Consider the following 18,781-nt stretch of genomic DNA (forward strand, 5'->3'; position numbering starts at 1 on the left):
TGATACTGATCTCAAAAATAACTTAGGGAGGGTCTGCATTGAATAAGAACATGGCCAAGCTTTTCGCATCTATCCTATCCGTTGCGGTGATTTTGTCGGCTTGCGGCAAAGCGTCTACAAACGGCAACAACACTGCCGATGGCACCGGTTCGTCGCCTAAAGCGACAGAGAGCGGCAAGGCCGGTGAACCGGTTACGATAAGGATGAATTTAGATCAAAATGAAATATCCAAAGAACAAATCGCAGAATTTGAGGCAGCCAATCCGAACATCAAAATTCAAAACGAGCCATCCACCATTACTGATCAGACGAAGCTGAACGCCCAATTAGCTACCGGCGATGCGCCGGACATTATCCGTGTATCCGCCGTAAGCGAACTTTCATCTTATGTCATTCGCGGAATTGCCATGGATTTAACGCCATTCATTCAAACAAGCGCGGTGATAAAAGAAGACGACCTTCTTCCTGCGGCTAACGTTTTCCGGTATGACGGCAAGGTGCAAGGCCAAGGTCCGCTCTATGGCATACCGAAAGATTTTTCCAACGATCTTGCGATTTGGTACAATAAGAAATTGTTTGCGGCAGCGAGCGTCCCATTCCCGAGTGAAACCGTCCCTATGACCTACAGCCAGCTATTCGAGCTTGCGAAAAAATTGACCCTTAAAAAGGGCGATACCATCGAACAATACGGTCTTTCCGGTAGTATGAAAGGCGAAGCCGATTTATTGTACTTAATGCACTATATGCTAGGCAAAGGCGTCAAGCTTTCTTCGGACGACAACGGCAAAATCGACTTTGCCAAACCGGAAGTCAAAGCAGCGCTGCAGTACTGGGTGGATGGGGTAAAAGGCAACTATGGACCGAACCTTATCAATCAGGATAAAACGGATTGGGGTGGATATCTTTTTGCGTCGGATAAATTAGCGATGTTGCAAGCAGGTTATTTTATGTTGGGCTTTTTGAACAGCGACGAGAAAGCAAAAACACATCTGGACGATTATGTCATGATTCCCGCTCCGATCGCTGACGGCGGACAGCGGGTATCCCCTGTCGGATATGCGGTTGGCGGTATTATAAACAAGGTAACGAAGCATCCGAAAGAAGCCTGGAAAGTGTACGAATGGTACTTTGGCGGCAAACCGGCTGAAGACCGCGCGAAAAGCGGCTGGGGAGTTCCAGCATTCAAACATCTACTTCCTATGCTTCCGCAAGCGACTGCATTTGAAAAACAAAAGTATGCGGTGCTTCAGGACGAATTGAAATACAGCGATAAATTTATCGAAATGAATCCGTACTTGATGAACGGAAACACGCTGTTGCAGAAGCAGCTGGCTCCGGTCTATTTTGGCAAAGCGAATTTGGATAGCGCGCTCGCCGCCATGAATAACGACGCAAACAGAATCATTCAGGAAAGTAAAAACGCATCGTCGGGCAAGTAGGAAAGGATCTATTATGGGAGAGTGCGCGTACACTCTTCCTTCTAAACAGTAAGGAGAGAACCTGCAATGAATACACCTGAGAATAGTGCGACTGTGGTTGACAAGAGCAAACCTCGAAAGGGCCTAAGTGAAAAGGCGCGTCGCACGAGGGCATTTTATTTGATGATATCGCCTTGGTTCATCGTTTTTCTGATTTTTGGGTTATTTCCTTTACTTTATGGTTTTTATTTAAGCTTCACCAATTATGTCGGATTTAATTTTCATAATTTAAGAATAATCGGGCTGCAAAATTATATCAACGTGTTTGAAGATACGGACGCCATGTACTCCCTTGGGAGAACGTTGATTCTTACCGTCATTTACGTGCCTGCTTCGACAGCAGTTGGATTGTTGTTGGCTTTGCTGTTAAACCGGAACATTCGGGGAATTGGGTTGTACCGGACGATTTATTATTTGCCGTCGATTGTCCCTGTTATTTCAATCAGTCTAGTATTCCGATTTCTGTATGCCGGTCAAGATGGCATCATTAATGAAATATTGAATTATCTCCATCTTCCGACAGTCAACTGGTTGGATTACGATCATGCTACCTTCTCCTTAATCATGATGTTGCTCTGGGGAGCAGGCGGGGGAATTCTAATCAATCTTGCTGGTTTAAAAGGGATCCCACGAGACTTGTATGAGGCCGCCTCGATTGACGGCGCTTCCGCTTTACATCAGATTATACGGATTACGGTACCATTGATGACACCAGTTATCTTTTTTAATGTGATTATGGGTATGATTCAGGCGCTGCAATTATACGTTCAACCGATCCTCCTGACAGGGACCAAGCTTTTGGATGCTCCGATCCGGCCCAATTACTTCTATGCAGTTCATGCCTTCCAGCAAATTTTTGCCTACCAGCGTTATGCTTACGGAATGGCACTGCTGTGGATCATGTTTATTGTCATCCTACTGATGACGATCCTGGTCTTCAAAACAAGTAAACATTGGGTTCATTACGAAACGGATCAGGAGGGGTAACGGATGAAGAACATAGGAATTTATTCATTATTGCTTGCTTTATCTATTGTTTTCGTCCTCCCGATTTGGCTGGCGATAAGCAATTCTCTAAGTCCATGGTTTTCCACCTCGGGATTTTTGCCGCAGGGGTTTCATCTCGAAAACTATTTGTTTGCGACAACCATGCTCGACTTTTGGAGATATGTAAAAAATTCTTTCATCATTAGCGCCATTTCCGTCATTACCACGACTTTGTCAAGCGGGTTGGTCGGGTTCGCATTTGCGAGAATTCAAGCGCCGGGGAGAAATTTTTTGTTTTTGGTTATCTTATCCACGATAATGCTTCCAGGAATTGTGATACAAATACCGACATTTATTTTCTTTCATCAATATGGTTTGTTAAATACGTTTTATCCTTGGTTGATTTGGGGACTTGGCGGTTCGGCGTTTTTTATTTTCCTGTACCGGCAATTTTTCTCGGCGATTCCGAAAGATCTGGAAGAAGCGGCAAGGATCGATGGCTGCTCCATCTTCCGTACCTATTGGAATATTTTTCTCCCGATTTCCCTGCCTGTCATGGCCACAATATCGATTTTAGCCTTTCAATGGTCTTGGGGAGATTTTATCACGCCGTTCATGTTTCTGAACGACTCGAAATACCCGCTCGCTACTGCGTTATCGACGATCGGTTATCATTCCTCGGGAAATTCCACTATTATTATCCAACAAGTTTCTGCAGCCGCAGCCATTTTGTTTATGCTTCCGGTCGTTGTCGTATTTTTCATCGGCCAACGTTTTCTGGTTGAAGGGGTCGTTACTTCCGGAGTGAAGGGGTAGTAATCTCTGGCTGATTAATCATATTCAATGATGGATGTTATCAACTTTAATCATTTCATTTAAATGTATTTATTATGTACAATGAAAGCGGTTACTGAAATGAATGTTCAAATATTGAATGAAAAAAATGATTGGAGGGAAAGAAATGAGCGAAACTCCGTTAATGCTCATGAATCTCATCGGTGGTCAATGGAAAGAAGCCACTGAGGCCGAAAGCATGGAAGTTCCTAATCCGGCAACAGGAGAAACAATGGCATTCGTACCGATCTCAACCAAACGAGATATAGATGAAGCTGTTCTTGCTGCAAAGGAAGCATTTAAGACATGGAGCAAAACACCGGTGCCCAAACGTGCACGAATCCTCTTTAAGTACCAACAATTGCTTGTAGAACACTGGGATGAATTGGCTACCTTGATTACCAAAGAAAATGGAAAAAGCTACGAGGAAGCCTACGGTGAAGTACAACGTGGGATCGAGAATGTTGAATTTGCGGCTGGGGCGCCAACGCTTATGATGGGAACGCAACTTTCGGATATCGCAACAGGTCTGGATTCCGCAATGTACCGTTACCCGGTCGGAGTCGTAGCGGGAATCACGCCATTTAATTTTCCGATGATGGTCCCGACTTGGATGTTCCCTATGGCTATTGCATGCGGAAATACATTTATTTTAAAACCATCAGAACGTACTCCTTTAACCGCGATTCGCTTGGCTGAGTTATTTTCTCAAGCTGGACTTCCAGATGGAGTGTTAAACATCGTTCATGGAGCCCACGATTGTGTAAATGGTTTGTTAGAACACACTGATATTAAAGCAATTTCCTTCGTCGGCTCACAACCTGTAGCGAAATATGTGTATGAAACTGCTGCTGCTTATGGAAAAAGGGTTCAGGCGTTGGCGGGTGCCAAAAATCACTCCATTATTATGCCGGATGCGAACTTAGATGATGCAGTAAAAGGAATTGTTAATGCTGCTTTTGGTTCCGCAGGGGAACGCTGCATGGCTTGTGCAGTAGCAGTAGCTATTGGTGACATTGGAGATGCTTTGATTGAAAAGCTTCGAATTGCAGCAAACGCATTAAAAATTGGGGATGGGTTAAAGGAAGGAAGTTTTTTAGGGCCTTTGATTCGAGAGAATCATAAGCAAAAAGTTATAGATTATATCGCATCCGGCGTATCTGAAGGAGCGCAACTCGTACGAGATGGACGTTTGGATCCAGAAGCCCATGATGATGGTTTTTTCCTCGGGCCTACAATTTTTGATGAAGTAGACACTTCGATGACGATTTGGAAAGAAGAAATTTTTGGACCTGTTCTCTCCGTAATGCGTGTGAGCTCACTAGATCATGCAATCAATCTCATTAACCAATCGCAATTTGCAAATGGAGCATGTATTTACACCAATAGCGCGAATGCGATTCGGAAGTTCCGAGAGGAAGTGGATGCTGGAATGTTGGGAGTTAATATTGGTGTACCGGCGCCGATGGCATTCTTTCCATTTTCAGGTTGGAAGGATTCCTTCTACGGAGATCTCCATGCGAACGGGAGGGATGCTGTGGAGTTCTATACCCGTAAGAAAATGATTACAGGACGATACTAATTGCGTGTTCTAAATAAATTAATGGAAAGGGATGAAACCAATGAAAAAATGGGAGACAGCCCTAACGAAAAGATTGAATATTCAGTTTCCAATTGTTTTAGCCCCTATGGCAAGAATCTCAGGTGGAAAACTAGCTGCGGCAGTATCCGAGGCAGGAGGTGTGGGTATTGTCGGTGGAGGTTATGGTGACGAGAAAAGTCTCTCAATTGAATTGGAAATTGTAGCAAATGGGACTAATCATCCTTGGGGTGTTGGATTTATCACTTGGTCACTCTCCCTCAAATCGTTTCTTTTAGACATTGCTCTTGAATATGACCCGCATATCCTTTTTCTTTCCTTCGGAGATATTCGCCCATTTGCTTCAAAAATTAAAAAGGCGGGTAAGCTGCTTGTCTGTCAAGTGCAGAATATTGATGATGCTCTGATTGCTCGTGATGAGGGTGCTGATTTTATTGTCGCGCAAGGAATGGAAGCGGGGGGGCATTCTACAAACGATCAAGGAACTTTCTGTATAGTTCCATCTATTGTTGATGCAGTAGCACCAACACCTGTATTGGCAGCGGGAGGAGTTTGTGACGGTCGCGGTTTAGCCGCTGCACTTATGCTTGGCGCAGACGGTGTCGTCATGGGAAGTCGATTTTATGCCTCTGTCGAGTCTTCCGGCGATACAGAGGCAAAGTCCAGAATGATTCGCGGTAAGGGCTCCGATACCATTCGAACACCAACTTTCGATATTGCACGCGGGCTAAATTGGCCGGCACCATATAACGCGCGTGCATTAAAAAATGAATTTACGGAATGCTGGCATAGTCGAGTCGAAGAGATGCAGCTGCAATTGAACGAAGTACAGGTTTTATATCAGAATGCTCAGACAACTAATGATTTTAATACTGCTGCCGTATTCGCAGGCCAAGGAATTGATAGGATACACAGCATTCAAAATGCAAAAGAAGCAGTTGACAATGTTATTCTGGAAGCTAAATCTATTTTGGATAAAAAATTTTGGTCATGATTTTAGTTCCATAGGCATGGAGGTATCAACGGTCTCTGATTGAGAATTAAACTTAACTGTCTCGATGAATTTTGCTAATGCCGACGATATATACCCATCTTTACGCCGTACTAAAACTGTGGGTACTTTGCCAAATTCATCAGGAATTTTATTCACAGCAAGCTGAAATCTTCCTTTATCGACGACGTTTCTTGGAACTAATGAAACGCCAAGTCCCGCAGCGGCGCATCCCAGAATCCCATCGAGCGTACCGAGTTCAATTACATGTTTGGATTGAAGCCCTGTATGATTTAAATACTGTTCAAGTCGTTTGCGGTAGGAGCATCCTTCTCGAAATACCAGAGCAGTGGGCTGGTCCCTCATCATTGTGGGGTTCATACTGTTCAAGCTGGAAACCAGCACAAGTTCCTCTTGAATAACTGCCACTTCTTCGAGAGATGGGTGATTTACTGGACCCGCAACTAAAGCCGCCTCAATATGGTAGTTTAAGACAGAATCAATTAACTGTTCTGTTGGGCCTGTCGACAAGAAAAACTCTACATCTGGGAATGCTTCATGGTATTTTGCTAAGATCGTTGGTAAACGGGTGGCTGTTGTTGTCTCCATAGCTCCTATTCGAAGTGAACCGCTTGGCGTCTCCGAATCTTGTATCGCATATTCTGCTTCGTTGTATAGGTGTAAAATTTTTTCGGCGTATTTTAGCAGCTTTTCTCCGCTTGATGTCATCGTCAATCTACGCGGGAGCCGATGAAACAACGTTGTGCCGAGTTTGTTCTCCATATGCTGAATGCGAGCAGTAATATTCGATTGAACGTAATCTAATTGTTCCGCTGCTCTAGTCATACTACCCGTTTTAGCCACTGTCGCAAAAATGGTCAAGTCTCGAATATCCACAAGTAACGCTCCTTTCGCAAAATGAATCATTATTAATGATAGGTAACATCATTTAACTTCATTTTATATTATGAGAAATCCATTGTACACTAATAATTATCACCAATAGAAAAGGGGAAGATTTTCAATGAAAAAAATGATTTCAGTTGCATTAACTGCATTACTAGGTCTTAGTTTGACAGCTTGCAGCATGCAGCCAACTGCATCGCCTGCTAATTCTTCTGCTCCAACGAAAACGCCTACAAAGAAGATCGGTTTCTTAGTACCAACTCTTCAAGGTGAATTTTTTATCAATCTGGTTAAAGATGTCTCTGATAAGCTTAAAGAAAAAGGTTATACCGTTGAAGCTACTTCTTTTGACTCTGATTCAAGTAAAGAAATTTCTGCTATTGAAAACTATACGGTAGCCAATGTTGATGAAATCATTGTCATGTTGCAAGACGATGCCGCCAGCGAAGCAATGAAAGCAGCAATGGATAAGGGAATCAAGATTTTTGCTGTAGGTAAAGAAACAAAATTTTATGATTTTCTAGAGGTTGCTGATAATACTCAAGTAGGAAACAATATTGCTGAAATGGCGGCTGATTATGTTAAACAAAAATTTAATGGAAAAACACAAATTGGAGTTATGACGAATACCAAGAATACAGATTTGACATTGAGATCCAATGGAATCGTGGACACCCTTCAGAAGCTTCTTCCGGACAGTACGATCGTTATGAAGCAGGAGGCTATCAATGTTGGTGAAGGAACTGCCTTTACGGAGAACCTGCTTCAGAAATATCCGGATACAAAGGTAGTTGTTGCTTATGGTGATGCAATGGCCCTGGAAGCAGTTGAAGTATTTAAAGCAGCAGGCAAGACTGGTGATGGTTTTGCTGCATTCGGAGCCGACGCAACGAAGCAGGGATTACAAAAAATTGCTGATGGCGATATATTCCGAGGTACCATTGATTGGGGAAACTTTCCTACAATGACTGCCGATAATGCCTATCGCTTAGTTAACGGAGACAATTCTATGGGCAAGAAGGTTATCGTTCCAGGTATTAAAGTTACGAAGGAAAACATAAGCAAGTATGTAAAATAGTAAGAAAGGAGGCTTAACAATTGGAAGAACAGATGGTGTTAAGCATTGAAAATATATGTAAATCTTATCCTGGTGTGAAGGCACTAGACAATGTATCCATTGATTTTGCCAAGGGTGAAGTACATGCGATTGTAGGTGAGAATGGTGCCGGAAAATCGACCTTGATGAAAATCATTTCCGGTGCAATTGCTCCAGATAGCGGCACAATCATGATTAATGGAAAAAAGCATAAAGCTATGGAACCGCAATTTGCAAAAGAAAACGGTGTAGAAGTCATTTATCAAGAGTTTACATTAGTTCCATCTCTTTCAGCTGCGGATAATGTGTTTTTGGGCGAGAAAAAATTCGGGGCTTTTGTTGTAGATGATCATGCACGAAGAAAACGTGCTGCTGAGATTTTTAAACAACTGAAGGTGAACATTGATCCGACTAAACCTGTTCGTGACCTTTCTCCTGCATATCAGCAGATTGTTGAAATTGCAAAGGCTGTTAGCAGAGAAGTTAAAGTACTTATCATGGACGAGCCAACGGCACCCTTAACTGTATCGGAAGTGGATATGTTATTTGATATCGTTCGAGATTTAAAATCTAAGGGAGTTACCATTATTTATATCAGCCACCGGTTAGAAGAACTGTTTGAAATTGCAGATAAAGTAACGATTATGAGGGATGGCACTTATATTGATACAAAAAATATTTCCGATACAAGCCGCAGAGAATTAGTTTCGTTAATGGCAGGTCGTGATTTAATTGAAAGTTATCCTGAACGAAGTAAAGATATTGGCGGAGAAGCTTTGCGGGTAGAACATTTGAGCGGTAATGGAGTGGAAAATATTAATTTTTCACTCCATAAGGGAGAAATTCTCGGTTTTGCCGGATTAGTTGGCGCAGGTCGTTCAGAGTTGATGCAGTTAATATACGGTGCTGCTCGCTGTACCCATGGAAAAATATTTTTGAATGGCAAGGAAGAGAAAATCAAATCACCAGGAGATGCCATTGCAAAGGGAATTGGACTTATTCCTGAAGATCGAAAAAAATCTGGAGCGTTTTTATCGATGTCCATTCAATGGAATACGGTCATTAATTCTATTAAAAGTATTAGTCGATTTGGAGTTGTTGATACAAAAAAAGAGTTGGAACTTTCTCAGTATTACAAAAATAAATTCCAGATAAAAGCTCCCACACTTCTGACGCATGTAGGTACCCTAAGTGGGGGTAATCAACAAAAAGTTGTCATTGCAAAAACGATGGCTGCGCAAACACAAGTCATTATTTTTGACGAACCTACTCGCGGGATCGATGTACAGGCAAAACAAGAAATATATAAATTAATGAATGAACTTGCAAGTTCAGGAATTGCCATTATTATCGTATCTTCAGAGATGCCGGAGTTAATTGGTATGAGCGACCGTATCGTAGTTATTGCAGAGGGTAAACAAACGGGTATTCTTTCAAAAGAGGAATTTGATCAAACTAAAATTTTGGATCTTGCATCAGGTGGGGAGCAGCACGCTTCTTAATACGCATAAGGGAACTAAAGGGGAGTATTATATGAACTTTTATCAAATATACAAAAAATATGGCATATATATTGTGTTAATGTTTGTTCTAGCTTTTTTTGGCTCTTTTTCTCCACATTTCATGAGTGTAGATAATGTAATGAATATATTACGTCAAGTATCCATGTTTGGCATCGTTGTCGTTGGTGTTACATTTGTCATGATTTCCGGTGGTATGGATCTTTCTGTCGGCGGGCAAATGGCGGTAACGGGTATGATTGTCGGTAATCTGATGGTTAAGATGGGTATAGGTATAGTACCAGCTTGTATTTTAGGTATTATTATTGGGACATTAATAGGGGCCATTAATGGGTTAATATCGGTAAAATTCAACATTCTTCCAATCATAGTGACACTGGGTACAATGTTGGCGTTACAGGGTCTAGCTTTCGTTATTACTAAAGGAATCCCTGTTTTCGGGCTTCCTCGCGGGTTTGCCATGCTTGGTCAAGGATACTTTGGACCCATTCCAATACCAGTCATTATTTTTGTAATCGTTATAGCAGTCGCTTGGTTTATTTTAAAGAAAACATACTTCGGACGTTACGTTTATGCTATGGGAGGGAGTCGTGAAGCGGCTCGTTTAGCGGGGATTAATATCGAAAAAATGACCTATCTTGTTTACGCACTTTGCGGATTTATAACCAGCATTGCTTCCTTAATTATGTTATCCCGTACAAATTCTGCTCAACCAGCTGCTGGCGCATCATATCCATTTGATTGCATGACTGCAGCAGTGCTGGGGGGAATCAGCTTTGCGGGTGGTGAAGGAAAAGTAGGAGGAGCAGTTGTAGGGGTTCTGATTATTGGCATCCTAAACAATGGTCTTCAGTTAATGAATGTAGATTCTAATTGGCAGGGATTAATTAAAGGTGTTGTACTTATTGCAGCCGTTGGTGTTGATTCCATACAAAGAAGGGAAAAGAAAGTAAAACTTAAAGTTAAAGAAGCTTAAGAGGAGGTACAAAGATGTATACATCTTATCCATTGCCTCGTTGCAAACCGGAAGAACAAGGAATGACATCTAGTTCAATAAATTCATTCTTACATGCAATAAAGGAGCAGAAGCTGGAATTGCATAGTTTCATGGTACTTCGACATGGTCATGTAGTGGCGGAAGGCTGGTGGAAGCCTTATAAAAAAGATAGCGTTCATCTTTTAAATTCATTGAGTAAGAGTTTTACTTCCACAGCTATTGGCTTTGCTGTGGAAGAAGGGCTGCTGACAGTAGATGATCAAGTTATTAAATTCTTTCCCGAATTAAGTTCAGAAACATATTTAGAAAACATGGCAGCATTAAAAGTAAGACATCTGCTTTCCATGTCGACAGGTCATGACATGGATACCATTCACCAGATGAGACAAAGTGATAATTGGGCAAAAGTATTTTTTGAAATTCCACTAAAACATGAACCGGGAACAAAATTTTTATACAATTCTGGTGCTTCGTATATTCTTTCTGCAATCGTACAAAAGGTTTCTGGTCAAACTTTGCTAGATTACTTGCAATCTCGATTATTTAAGCCGTTGGGTATTGAAAACTATACTTGGGAATCTTGTCCTAAAGGGATAACTGCAGGTGGATTCGGTTTAAGTATACGAACTGAAGATATTGCAAAATTCGGACAATTGTATTTGCAAAAAGGCAAATGGAACGGTCAGAATATCCTGCCTGCAGAATGGATAGAACAAGCGACACAGATGCATGTTGTTAATGGGGACGATGAATGTAGTGATTGGGCTCAAGGTTACGGATTTCAATTTTGGCGCTGCCGTTATGGAGCTTATAGGGGCGACGGTGCATTTGGACAATTTTGCGTCATATTACCAGAGCAAAATGCAGTGGTAGTAACGACAGCAGGTGAAATGGATATGCAAGCTGTTTTAGATCTTGTATGGCAATTTTTGCTGCCTGGTATGAATACAGAAGCTTCTTTAGTTGTTGAAGAAAGATGCTCGCAACTTGAGGAACTGGAAATCGAATCATCTCTCGGTAAGCATGTTTCCCCTAAAGGTGAATCTATATCGAGTAAATTATATTTGGTAGAGGAAAATTTGCTAGGAATTCGTGCTATTTCATTTGAATTTTCCTCAGATGAATGCACTTTTACGCTGCGGGATGACCAAAAAGTACAAACCGTTACTTGTGGTATAGGAAAATGGTGTGAAGGTGAACTATTTATTTCGGGTAAATTAGTAAAGATCTCTGCAAATGGTTCATGGATAAACAGCAGTAGGTTCATTATGACCTTATGCATGGTTGAACTGCCATTTTCCGATACTTTAACCTGTCACTTTGTTGGAGAGAGTGTTCAAGTGTCTACTTCACGCAATGTCTGGGTTACCCCTTTTTCGAATGCTGCACTTTTACCGACTCTTACAGGAAGCGCAACGGATGATCGTGATATGTGGTTAGGCCGCAGCGGTCGCAGAAATTGAACCTAAGTGCCGATTTTCAGATTTCTTAGAGTGGTTCGTTTACAGTAGGGGGTAATAGCAAATGGGATTAGGTAATGGAGATCAAAAGTTGTTAATCATCAATGCGGACGATTTCGGAATGTGTTGCAGTACGAATCAAGCGATTGAAACCTTATTCGAAGAAAAAGCCATCACTTCTTCTTCGCTTATGATGACATGTCCTTGGATGACTCAAGCAGCAAACTTGGCTAATACACATCGTTTCGACGTAGGAGTTCACTTGACGTTTACGAGTGAATGGAAGGATTACAAGTGGGGGCCGATTTCATCATTTGCACATCCTGTTCCTTTTGTCGACGAGTTTGGGAATTTTCCCGAGGACGTATCCCCGATCGGATTGGCGATTGTGGATGACATTAAACAGGAATGCATTGCACAAATCGAATGTGCGCTGCTGATGGGTGTTGATGTCACACATTTGGATATTCACATGTTGAGTCTGCAAATTGGTTCTGCAGAGCCCTTCATGAGTACTGTTATTGAACTTTGTGCGAATTATGGATTACCGCTTAGGATGCCGAGACAACCAAGTGCGCCGATTCCACACAATGAGAAATTGATTCGTTTAGCGGACACCAAGGGTGTCAAATTACCTGATCATGTGGTAGTCCTACCGTTTCAATTGCCAAGCAAGGCACAAAGATACAGTTTTGTCATTGAATATGTTTCAGAGTGCCTACGCAATCTTAAGCCTGGAATCACGGAAATCGTTTTTCATCCATCCGTCGAATCTAATGAGCTGAGAGCCATCACCGACACGTGGGAAATAAGGCATTTCGAGTATATGGTATTTCGTGAACCACTTATTCAATCCATCATCCGCGAACAAAATATCCAACTCATTGGTTGGAAAGAATTGCGTAGTCTGCAACGGGGTGATTAAAAAAATCAAGAGAGTTCCATGTTCCCAAACCTTATCAATAGGTATCCGTATGGAACAAGACCTAGTGCGGCAAAGAAGTAGCCAAACTAAAAGTTGGGAATGCGATAAGGAATAAGGCTATTTCTTTGTCTACCATACCGAATTGACTAACGTCCAACTCGATATGGCGATCAAGCAGGAAGAAACATTTGGGCCGGTCGCTCCAATCATTAGTTTTAAGACCCTGGAGGAAGCTGTAGAAATTGCGAATAGTACTCCGTATGGACTTGCAGCCTATTTCTTCAGAAATAACTATAATTGAAGGTATCGAACCATATTTGGAAACAAAATATTTATCGATTGGAAACTTATAAAAATCAATTTGGTCCTTACAATCAAGTGGGTGATTCATTATTGATTTCTGTGGGGAGAGCCACTCCGGTAGGGAGTGGCTCTCTTCGTATTTAGATCAGTTGCGCATTACGTTTACGCATCGCAATGCTCGAAGCTAAGATTTGTTTCCTTTATCGGAAATATTAGTCCTCCTATACCTAAATGTCAAATCGACCCTCCGGATAAGACATATGGTAATCGGAGATAATATATGGAAGCCGAGTGACTGCTGTGGTTTCAAACGATCCGATCCGAAGTGTCCCTCTAGGGATCGAGTTATCTGCAACGGCACGTTCATTGCGTAAGAAAGATAATTCTCTCAGCATAGGATTTTAATGCCTCATCGGAGATTGTTAGCCGAATACCTTGCTGCCTACGGCGGAATAACTCAGTTTTCAATTCACTTTCGAGCTGCTGGATACGGATACATATACTCGACTGAACGTATTTCATTTTCTCAGCTGCCCTTGAAATACTCGCCTCGTTTGCAACAGCCAGAAAAATCTGCAAGTCCCGGATGTTCACTGTCGTTCCTTCGTTTAGGTATTGAAAATTTTAATGTTTACTATCGATTATATTCATTTTACGCGATATCTTAGGGGGGGTACAATGAATTTAGAAAGGGGCTTGTCTTATGGAGAATGCAGGAATTAAACATACGAAAATTTTTGAATCCACCAAGATCATGATAGGTGGATTTGTTATGCTCATCATTGCAATGGGAATCGGACGTTTTTCATACACTTCCATACTTCCATTGATGCAATCACAAGCTCATCTTTCCGTCACGGAATCTGGGTATTTGGCCGGTAGCAATAACTTGGGTTACCTTATCGCTGCCTTTTGCGCAGGATTTATTGCTTGGGGAACCCGTAGAGCTTACCATCTTAAGATTCAATTGGTACTTTGCATCATTTCAACGGGGCTTATGGGAATTGCTTCATCTTTTATTTGGTGGATGATTTTGCGCTTCTTAACTGGAATTAGCAGTGGCCTTATTTTCGTCTTGTCATCAAGTTTAGTATTGGATGCTCTGCTTTCAGACAAACGCCAAAAGTGGATAGGTATTTTTTATGGCGGGGTTGGTACCGGTATTGCTTTAACTGGTTTACTTACACCCATTCTGAGCCATTTCTCTTGGAGGGGAACTTGGATTGGTCTTTTGGTTATCGGCATCGTCTTATTAGCTCCAGTTTGGACTTTTATCCGAGATGATAAAACGAAGCCGAAAGCTCCAAATACTGATTCCCCGACTTCATCAGCCGAAAATGAATCTATCTTTGGTTGGCTACTTGTTACTTATGGACTTGAGGGGCTTGGTTATATTGTTAGTGCGACGTTTCTAGTAGCAATGGTCAAACAAATGCCCCATATGTCAAGTTTTGCTGACTATAGTTGGATTATCGTTGGAATAGCGGCAGTACCATCGACAGTTCTCTGGTCTTGGTGGACGAGTAAAGCAGGTTACATCAAACCATTGATTACTGCGTTTATCCTGCAAGCTTTCGGGGTCATAATGCCTGTATGGCTGCCCAATATAATCGGTGTAACGCTTGGGTCTATCCTTTTTGGCGGGACGTTTATGGGGATTTCCATGCTCGCAATCGCTGCAGCTCGTATGGCGAGACCATCCAGTGGCAATAGAGCAATTGCACTGATGACTGGCTTTTATGGAATCGGGCAAATACTAGGTCCGATCGGAGCCGGGATCGTTTTGGAAGTGGCGCATAGTTACAGCCTGTCGCTCATTCTTGCTACTTTGGTGCTCATTATCGCTGTTACGATATTGATAACCGGTGCAGTCAATTCAAATAAAAGAGGATTGTTAAGAAACTATTAATAAATTTCGTATTCATCCAAAGTACAGTAACAGGAGGCGTTCAACAGTGTTCAAAACTGAGTTAACACGCTCGCTAAAAATTAAATACCCAATATTCCAAGCGCCGATGGCAGGTGGCCCCACAACGCCTGACTTAGTAGCAGCAGTTTCAAATGCCGGAGGCTTAGGTAATCTGGGAGCCGGGTACTTAACGCCGGAGCAACTCCGCGGCACGATTCAAAAGATCAGAGAATTAACAGACCAGCCTTTCGGAGTAAATTTGTTTGTACCTGAACAACCAGAGGAAGAAGAAGAAGCAATCGTTCAAATGACAGATTATCTCAATAATTACCGCGTCAAACTTGGCATTGCTCAAAATCCAACGATTCTGAAGTCTTCGGAATCGTTTGAGGAGCAAGTTCAAGTATTGCTTGAAGAGAAGATCCCGGTATTTAGTTTTACGTTTGGTATACCATCACATGACGTGCTCCAAGCCATGAAGCAGTGTGGTACAGTCGTAATAGGCACTGCAACAACAGTTGAAGAAGCTAAACATTTGGAAGTGGCCGGCGTAAACGCAATTGTGGCTCAGGGATGTGAGGCAGGAGGTCACCGAGGCTCATTCTTGAAAAATGTTTCCGAATCGCTGATTGGAACCATGGCTCTCGTTCCTCAGATTGTAGATCATGTGTCGATTCCGGTCATCGCATCGGGGGGCATCATGGATGGAAGGGGACTTGTAGCGAGCCTCGCATTAGGGGCCGCTGCTGTGCAGATGGGCTCTGCGTTTCTGGCGTGCCCGGAGAGCGGCGCCAATGAAACGTACAAACAGAAGATCCTCTCAGCCAATGAGGACTCCACTGAAATTACTCGCGCATATTCAGGCAAAGCGGCAAGAGGTATTCGAACAAAATTTATGAATGACTTGCATCAGTATCCAGGAACAATCCCTCCTTACCCCATACAAAACGCTATGACGCGAGATATTCGACAAGCGGCTGCAAAAGCGAATGACCCTGAATATATGTCACTTTGGGCGGGGCAGGGTCTTAGGTTAGCCAGCGACCAATCTGCAGCTGCAATCGTCAAACAAACCATCGATCAAGCAGATGCCCTTGTTAAAAAGAGTTTCCTCTACTCAGGTGGACGATTCTGATTCGAGCACTAGAATTTGTAAAAGGGAGGGTTTAAATTGACGACATATCATTATTTAGAGGTAGAGGGATTAAGTGTTTTTTACCGTGAGGCTGGTGATCCCAACAAACCGGTAATTTTATTACTCCATGGTTTTCCCACTTCAAGTCACATGTTCCGAGACCTAATACCAATTTTAGAAAAAGACTATCACGTGATTGCTCCTGATTATCCGGGATTCGGGCAAACAACATCACCTGATAGAAGCACATTTTTCTATACATTTGAACATCTTACTGAAATTATTGAAGCTTTTGTTGACCGCTTGGGACTTACTAAGTATGCACTGTATGTCTTTGATTATGGGGCACCTATTGGCTTTCGTTTAGCAATGAACCATCCAGATCGTGTGACAGCAATAATTAGCCAAAATGGAAATATATATAGCGAGGGTTTGGGTAAGAAATGGGCTGCCCGAGCAGAATATTGGAATAATCCAACACAAGAAAAAAGAGAAAGTTATCGGACAGCATTTGAACCTGACACGATTAAGAATCAATATCTGGATGGAACACAAGATAATCAAGTTTCTTCTGATGGTTATACGCTAGATATTGCCTATATGTCTCGACTCGGAAATGATGAAAAACAATTAGATTTAATTTTTGATTACCAAAATAATGTAAAGATGTACCCACTCTTTCAACAGTATCTTCGCGAATATCAACCACCGTTTCTGGCAGCTTGGGGTAAAAATGATGTTTCATTTATTCCAGAGGGTGCTAACGCTTTTAGGAAAGATTTACCTAATGCCGAGATTCATTTATTAGATACGGGTCATTTTGCATTGGAAACACATGCAAATGAAATAGGTGAATTAATTTTAGATTTCTTAAAGAGAAATGATATCTAACACCAAACGCCAGAAATTTATATTTCAATATTGAAGGAGAAAAGAATGTATGCCTTTACTTCGTTTTGACCTTATAGAAGGTCGTGATAAAGCAAGTCTGAAAAAACTTTTAGAAGTTGTTCATACTGTTGTCGTAGAAGTTTTCGACGTTCCTCAGCGTGACCGTTATCAAATTGTTCATGAACACCCAGCAGAATATATGATTATTGAAGATACAGGGTTAGGACTTAACCGCACCAATAATTTAGTTGTTTTATCCATTGTAAGCAAAGCCAGACCAAAAGAGAAGAAGCAAGAATTCTATTCCTTACTATCCAAAAGGCTGGAAGCAGAGTGTGGTATCGCACCAAGCGACTTAATGGTGTCTATCGTCGAAAATGCGGATTCTGACTGGAGTTTTGGACTAGGTGAGGCACAGTTTTTAACCGGAAAGTTATGAGGCGAAGATGATATGCATAAATAACAGCCCATAGCGACGATAGCCATGAAAGAAAATTGGATGCGGCTGATGAGAGAACTTCACAAGAGCATATAAACACGCTCCAAGCGTATGACCGAAAGGGAGTGGTTTACCTTGAAAACGGCAGCAGTACCGGCACAAACGCCGACGTTCGGCAAAGCCGCGACATATGCAATGCTTACCGCGACGGCAATTTTTTGGGGCAGCGCTTTTGTGACATCGAAAATCGTTGTGGGCGATGTCCCGCCCTCGGCGGCCGCCTTCATCCGTTTCGGTTTGGGCGCCTTCTTCGCCGTATTGCTTTTGATTATATTACGAAGCAGGGACAAAACCGTGCAAGTTACGCCGAACGGAAATTGGGCCGGGGTACTCGTCCTCGGGCTTGTCGGTGTGGCGGCGTACAATTTGCTGCTTTTCTGGGGATTGGCCTACTCCAAGGCGTCGGACGGAAGCATGATCATTCCGACTTTAAGTCCGGCGATAACAGTAGTGCTTGCGGTGATTTTCCTCAAGGAGAAATTCCGATGGCAGCAGGTGACCGGACTTGGCATCACGTTGGCCGGATCGGCCGTCTTCTTTTTGAGTGTGGTACTCGGGGAAGTAAGAGACATTCATCGGATCACAGGCGATTTTATGTTTATTGCCGCAGCCGCTTGTTGGTCCATTTACACCCTAATGGGAAAGAAAATCCTTCAGCGAATTTCCCCGTTGGTTGCGACAGCGTATGCGATGCTGTTCGGATCGGTTGTTATCGGCGCCTTTTCCGTACGCGATTTAGCTGCGGTTCATTGGACCCACTTGAGCTTGGATTTTTGGGTAAGTCAATTTTACATGGCTTTATTTCCGAGCGTGCTGGCCAACTGGTTCTATTATCTCGGGGTAAAAAGGATCGGGCCTGCCAGAGCGGCGGTCTTCCTGTACATCGTTCCCGTTGCCGGCTTAGTGCTGGCGACCGTCATGATCGGCGATGTCCTTACGGTTGCGCAAATTGCCGGATCGGCCTTAATGCTGCTGGGAGTGTCGATTGTAAATCGCCGGAGCGGCAGGCGAAAGAAAGATATAGATATTGCCAAATAGGGTCACTGTGAGCTTCTTCACACCAGTGCTGGTGTCCAAGATCTGTGGGAGAATATTGTGTGATGGTACGCTTGTGTAGCGTGTAATGATATTCGTAGAACAACCAGAGGTATTAAAAGAAAAAGATGAAGTTGTGATAACGGATAAAAGCGTTAAAATAATGCCGTTGAGCTTGAGCTAAACAACTCCAAACTAAGGCTGCCGCTAAAAAT

At 42.5% G+C, this 18,781-nt stretch carries 18 protein-coding genes and 1 pseudogene; 16 read left to right on the forward strand and 3 right to left on the reverse strand.

Features of this window, described 5'->3' with window-relative positions:
* The first annotated feature begins 38 nt into the window (after positions 1-38).
* From NYR53_RS09800 to NYR53_RS09820, 5 genes are all read left to right on the forward strand, one after another.
* Complete coding sequence (locus NYR53_RS09800; RefSeq protein ID WP_261304993.1) at positions 39-1,439, forward strand: ABC transporter substrate-binding protein; 1,401 nt, start codon at positions 39-41, stop codon at positions 1,437-1,439.
* 66 nt (positions 1,440-1,505) lie between these two features.
* Positions 1,506-2,465, forward strand: a complete 960-nt coding sequence (locus tag NYR53_RS09805) for a carbohydrate ABC transporter permease (protein ID WP_261304994.1) — start codon at positions 1,506-1,508, stop codon at positions 2,463-2,465.
* Between the two features lie 3 nt (positions 2,466-2,468).
* Complete coding sequence (locus NYR53_RS09810) at positions 2,469-3,281, forward strand: carbohydrate ABC transporter permease (RefSeq protein WP_261304995.1); 813 nt, start codon at positions 2,469-2,471, stop codon at positions 3,279-3,281.
* 145 nt (positions 3,282-3,426) lie between these two features.
* Complete coding sequence (locus tag NYR53_RS09815) at positions 3,427-4,881, forward strand: CoA-acylating methylmalonate-semialdehyde dehydrogenase (RefSeq protein ID WP_261304996.1); 1,455 nt, start codon at positions 3,427-3,429, stop codon at positions 4,879-4,881.
* A gap of 40 nt (positions 4,882-4,921) precedes the next feature.
* The gene (locus tag NYR53_RS09820; protein WP_261304997.1) at positions 4,922-5,893 is read left to right on the forward strand and encodes an NAD(P)H-dependent flavin oxidoreductase; all 972 of its coding nucleotides are present in this window, start codon (positions 4,922-4,924) and stop codon (positions 5,891-5,893) included.
* Here NYR53_RS09820 and NYR53_RS09825 read toward each other — a convergent pair.
* On the reverse strand, positions 5,888-6,787 hold the full coding sequence (locus NYR53_RS09825; protein WP_261304998.1) for a LysR substrate-binding domain-containing protein: 900 nt from the start codon (positions 6,785-6,787) through the stop codon (positions 5,888-5,890). The two genes, NYR53_RS09820 and NYR53_RS09825, sit on opposite strands and share 6 nt — an antisense overlap.
* A gap of 127 nt (positions 6,788-6,914) precedes the next feature.
* Between NYR53_RS09825 and NYR53_RS09830 the strand changes: the two genes are divergently transcribed.
* From NYR53_RS09830 to NYR53_RS09855, 6 genes and pseudogenes are all read left to right on the forward strand, one after another.
* Complete coding sequence (locus NYR53_RS09830) at positions 6,915-7,874, forward strand: sugar ABC transporter substrate-binding protein (RefSeq protein ID WP_261304999.1); 960 nt, start codon at positions 6,915-6,917, stop codon at positions 7,872-7,874.
* A gap of 20 nt (positions 7,875-7,894) precedes the next feature.
* Entirely contained in the window at positions 7,895-9,394 is a 1,500-nt protein-coding gene (locus tag NYR53_RS09835) for a sugar ABC transporter ATP-binding protein (RefSeq protein ID WP_261305000.1), read from the forward strand.
* A gap of 31 nt (positions 9,395-9,425) precedes the next feature.
* Entirely contained in the window at positions 9,426-10,388 is a 963-nt protein-coding gene (locus NYR53_RS09840) for an ABC transporter permease (protein WP_261305001.1), read from the forward strand.
* Between the two features lie 14 nt (positions 10,389-10,402).
* Entirely contained in the window at positions 10,403-11,872 is a 1,470-nt protein-coding gene (locus NYR53_RS09845) for a serine hydrolase domain-containing protein (protein WP_261305002.1), read from the forward strand.
* Between the two features lie 61 nt (positions 11,873-11,933).
* A complete protein-coding gene (locus NYR53_RS09850; protein WP_261305003.1) occupies positions 11,934-12,794 on the forward strand; it encodes a polysaccharide deacetylase family protein in 861 nt (286 codons plus the stop codon).
* 115 nt (positions 12,795-12,909) lie between these two features.
* Positions 12,910-13,147, forward strand: a pseudogene (locus NYR53_RS09855) (aldehyde dehydrogenase family protein); the annotation flags it as partial.
* 177 nt (positions 13,148-13,324) lie between these two features.
* On the opposite strand, the gene NYR53_RS09860 reads toward NYR53_RS09855, so the two are convergent.
* Together NYR53_RS09860 and NYR53_RS09865 are read right to left on the reverse strand one after the other, a co-directional pair.
* Positions 13,325-13,492, reverse strand: coding sequence for a hypothetical protein (locus tag NYR53_RS09860; RefSeq protein WP_261306626.1), 168 nt, complete (start codon positions 13,490-13,492; stop codon positions 13,325-13,327).
* Positions 13,461-13,691 (reverse strand): LysR family transcriptional regulator, encoded by a 231-nt coding sequence (locus NYR53_RS09865; RefSeq protein ID WP_261305004.1) that lies wholly within the window; start codon positions 13,689-13,691, stop codon positions 13,461-13,463. Before NYR53_RS09865 ends, NYR53_RS09860 begins: the two co-directional genes overlap by 32 nt.
* 109 nt (positions 13,692-13,800) lie before the next feature.
* Between NYR53_RS09865 and NYR53_RS09870 the strand changes: the two genes are divergently transcribed.
* The 5 genes from NYR53_RS09870 to NYR53_RS09890 all read left to right on the forward strand — a co-directional run bounded on the left by NYR53_RS09870 (position 13,801) and on the right by NYR53_RS09890 (position 18,569).
* Complete coding sequence (locus tag NYR53_RS09870; protein WP_261305005.1) at positions 13,801-15,006, forward strand: YbfB/YjiJ family MFS transporter; 1,206 nt, start codon at positions 13,801-13,803, stop codon at positions 15,004-15,006.
* Positions 15,007-15,052: 46 nt separating this feature from the next.
* Positions 15,053-16,141, forward strand: coding sequence for an NAD(P)H-dependent flavin oxidoreductase (locus NYR53_RS09875; protein WP_261305006.1), 1,089 nt, complete (start codon positions 15,053-15,055; stop codon positions 16,139-16,141).
* A 36-nt stretch (positions 16,142-16,177) separates the two neighbouring features.
* The gene (locus NYR53_RS09880) at positions 16,178-17,032 is read left to right on the forward strand and encodes an alpha/beta fold hydrolase (protein ID WP_261305007.1); all 855 of its coding nucleotides are present in this window, start codon (positions 16,178-16,180) and stop codon (positions 17,030-17,032) included.
* Positions 17,033-17,081: 49 nt separating this feature from the next.
* Positions 17,082-17,471 carry a tautomerase family protein gene (locus NYR53_RS09885; RefSeq protein ID WP_261305008.1) on the forward strand — a complete coding sequence of 130 codons (390 nt, stop codon included), beginning with the start codon at positions 17,082-17,084 and terminating at the stop codon, positions 17,469-17,471.
* A 111-nt stretch (positions 17,472-17,582) separates the two neighbouring features.
* The gene (locus NYR53_RS09890; RefSeq protein WP_261305009.1) at positions 17,583-18,569 is read left to right on the forward strand and encodes a DMT family transporter; all 987 of its coding nucleotides are present in this window, start codon (positions 17,583-17,585) and stop codon (positions 18,567-18,569) included.
* Positions 18,570-18,781: the final 212 nt, after the last annotated feature.

The organism is Paenibacillus andongensis, assembly GCF_025369935.1.
Classification (GTDB): Bacteria; Bacillota; Bacilli; order Paenibacillales; family NBRC-103111; genus Paenibacillus_E; species Paenibacillus_E andongensis.

What these genes read in the sequence shown, in the direction of transcription:
- NYR53_RS09885 (WP_261305008.1), top strand. Translation starts at nt 17,082, where the DNA reads ATGCCTTTACTTCGTTTTGACCTTATAGAAGGTCGTGATAAAGCAAGT.
- NYR53_RS09815 (WP_261304996.1), top strand. Translation starts at nt 3,427, where the DNA reads ATGAGCGAAACTCCGTTAATGCTCATGAATCTCATCGGTGGTCAATGG.
- NYR53_RS09840 (WP_261305001.1), top strand. Translation starts at nt 9,426, where the DNA reads ATGAACTTTTATCAAATATACAAAAAATATGGCATATATATTGTGTTA.
- NYR53_RS09850 (WP_261305003.1), top strand. Translation starts at nt 11,934, where the DNA reads ATGGGATTAGGTAATGGAGATCAAAAGTTGTTAATCATCAATGCGGAC.
- NYR53_RS09870 (WP_261305005.1), top strand. Translation starts at nt 13,801, where the DNA reads ATGGAGAATGCAGGAATTAAACATACGAAAATTTTTGAATCCACCAAG.
- NYR53_RS09890 (WP_261305009.1), top strand. Translation starts at nt 17,583, where the DNA reads ATGACCGAAAGGGAGTGGTTTACCTTGAAAACGGCAGCAGTACCGGCA.
- NYR53_RS09830 (WP_261304999.1), top strand. Translation starts at nt 6,915, where the DNA reads ATGAAAAAAATGATTTCAGTTGCATTAACTGCATTACTAGGTCTTAGT.
- NYR53_RS09805 (WP_261304994.1), top strand. Translation starts at nt 1,506, where the DNA reads ATGAATACACCTGAGAATAGTGCGACTGTGGTTGACAAGAGCAAACCT.
- NYR53_RS09860 (WP_261306626.1), bottom strand. Translation starts at nt 13,492, where the DNA reads ATGCTGAGAGAATTATCTTTCTTACGCAATGAACGTGCCGTTGCAGAT.
- NYR53_RS09810 (WP_261304995.1), top strand. Translation starts at nt 2,469, where the DNA reads ATGAAGAACATAGGAATTTATTCATTATTGCTTGCTTTATCTATTGTT.
- NYR53_RS09820 (WP_261304997.1), top strand. Translation starts at nt 4,922, where the DNA reads ATGAAAAAATGGGAGACAGCCCTAACGAAAAGATTGAATATTCAGTTT.
- NYR53_RS09845 (WP_261305002.1), top strand. Translation starts at nt 10,403, where the DNA reads ATGTATACATCTTATCCATTGCCTCGTTGCAAACCGGAAGAACAAGGA.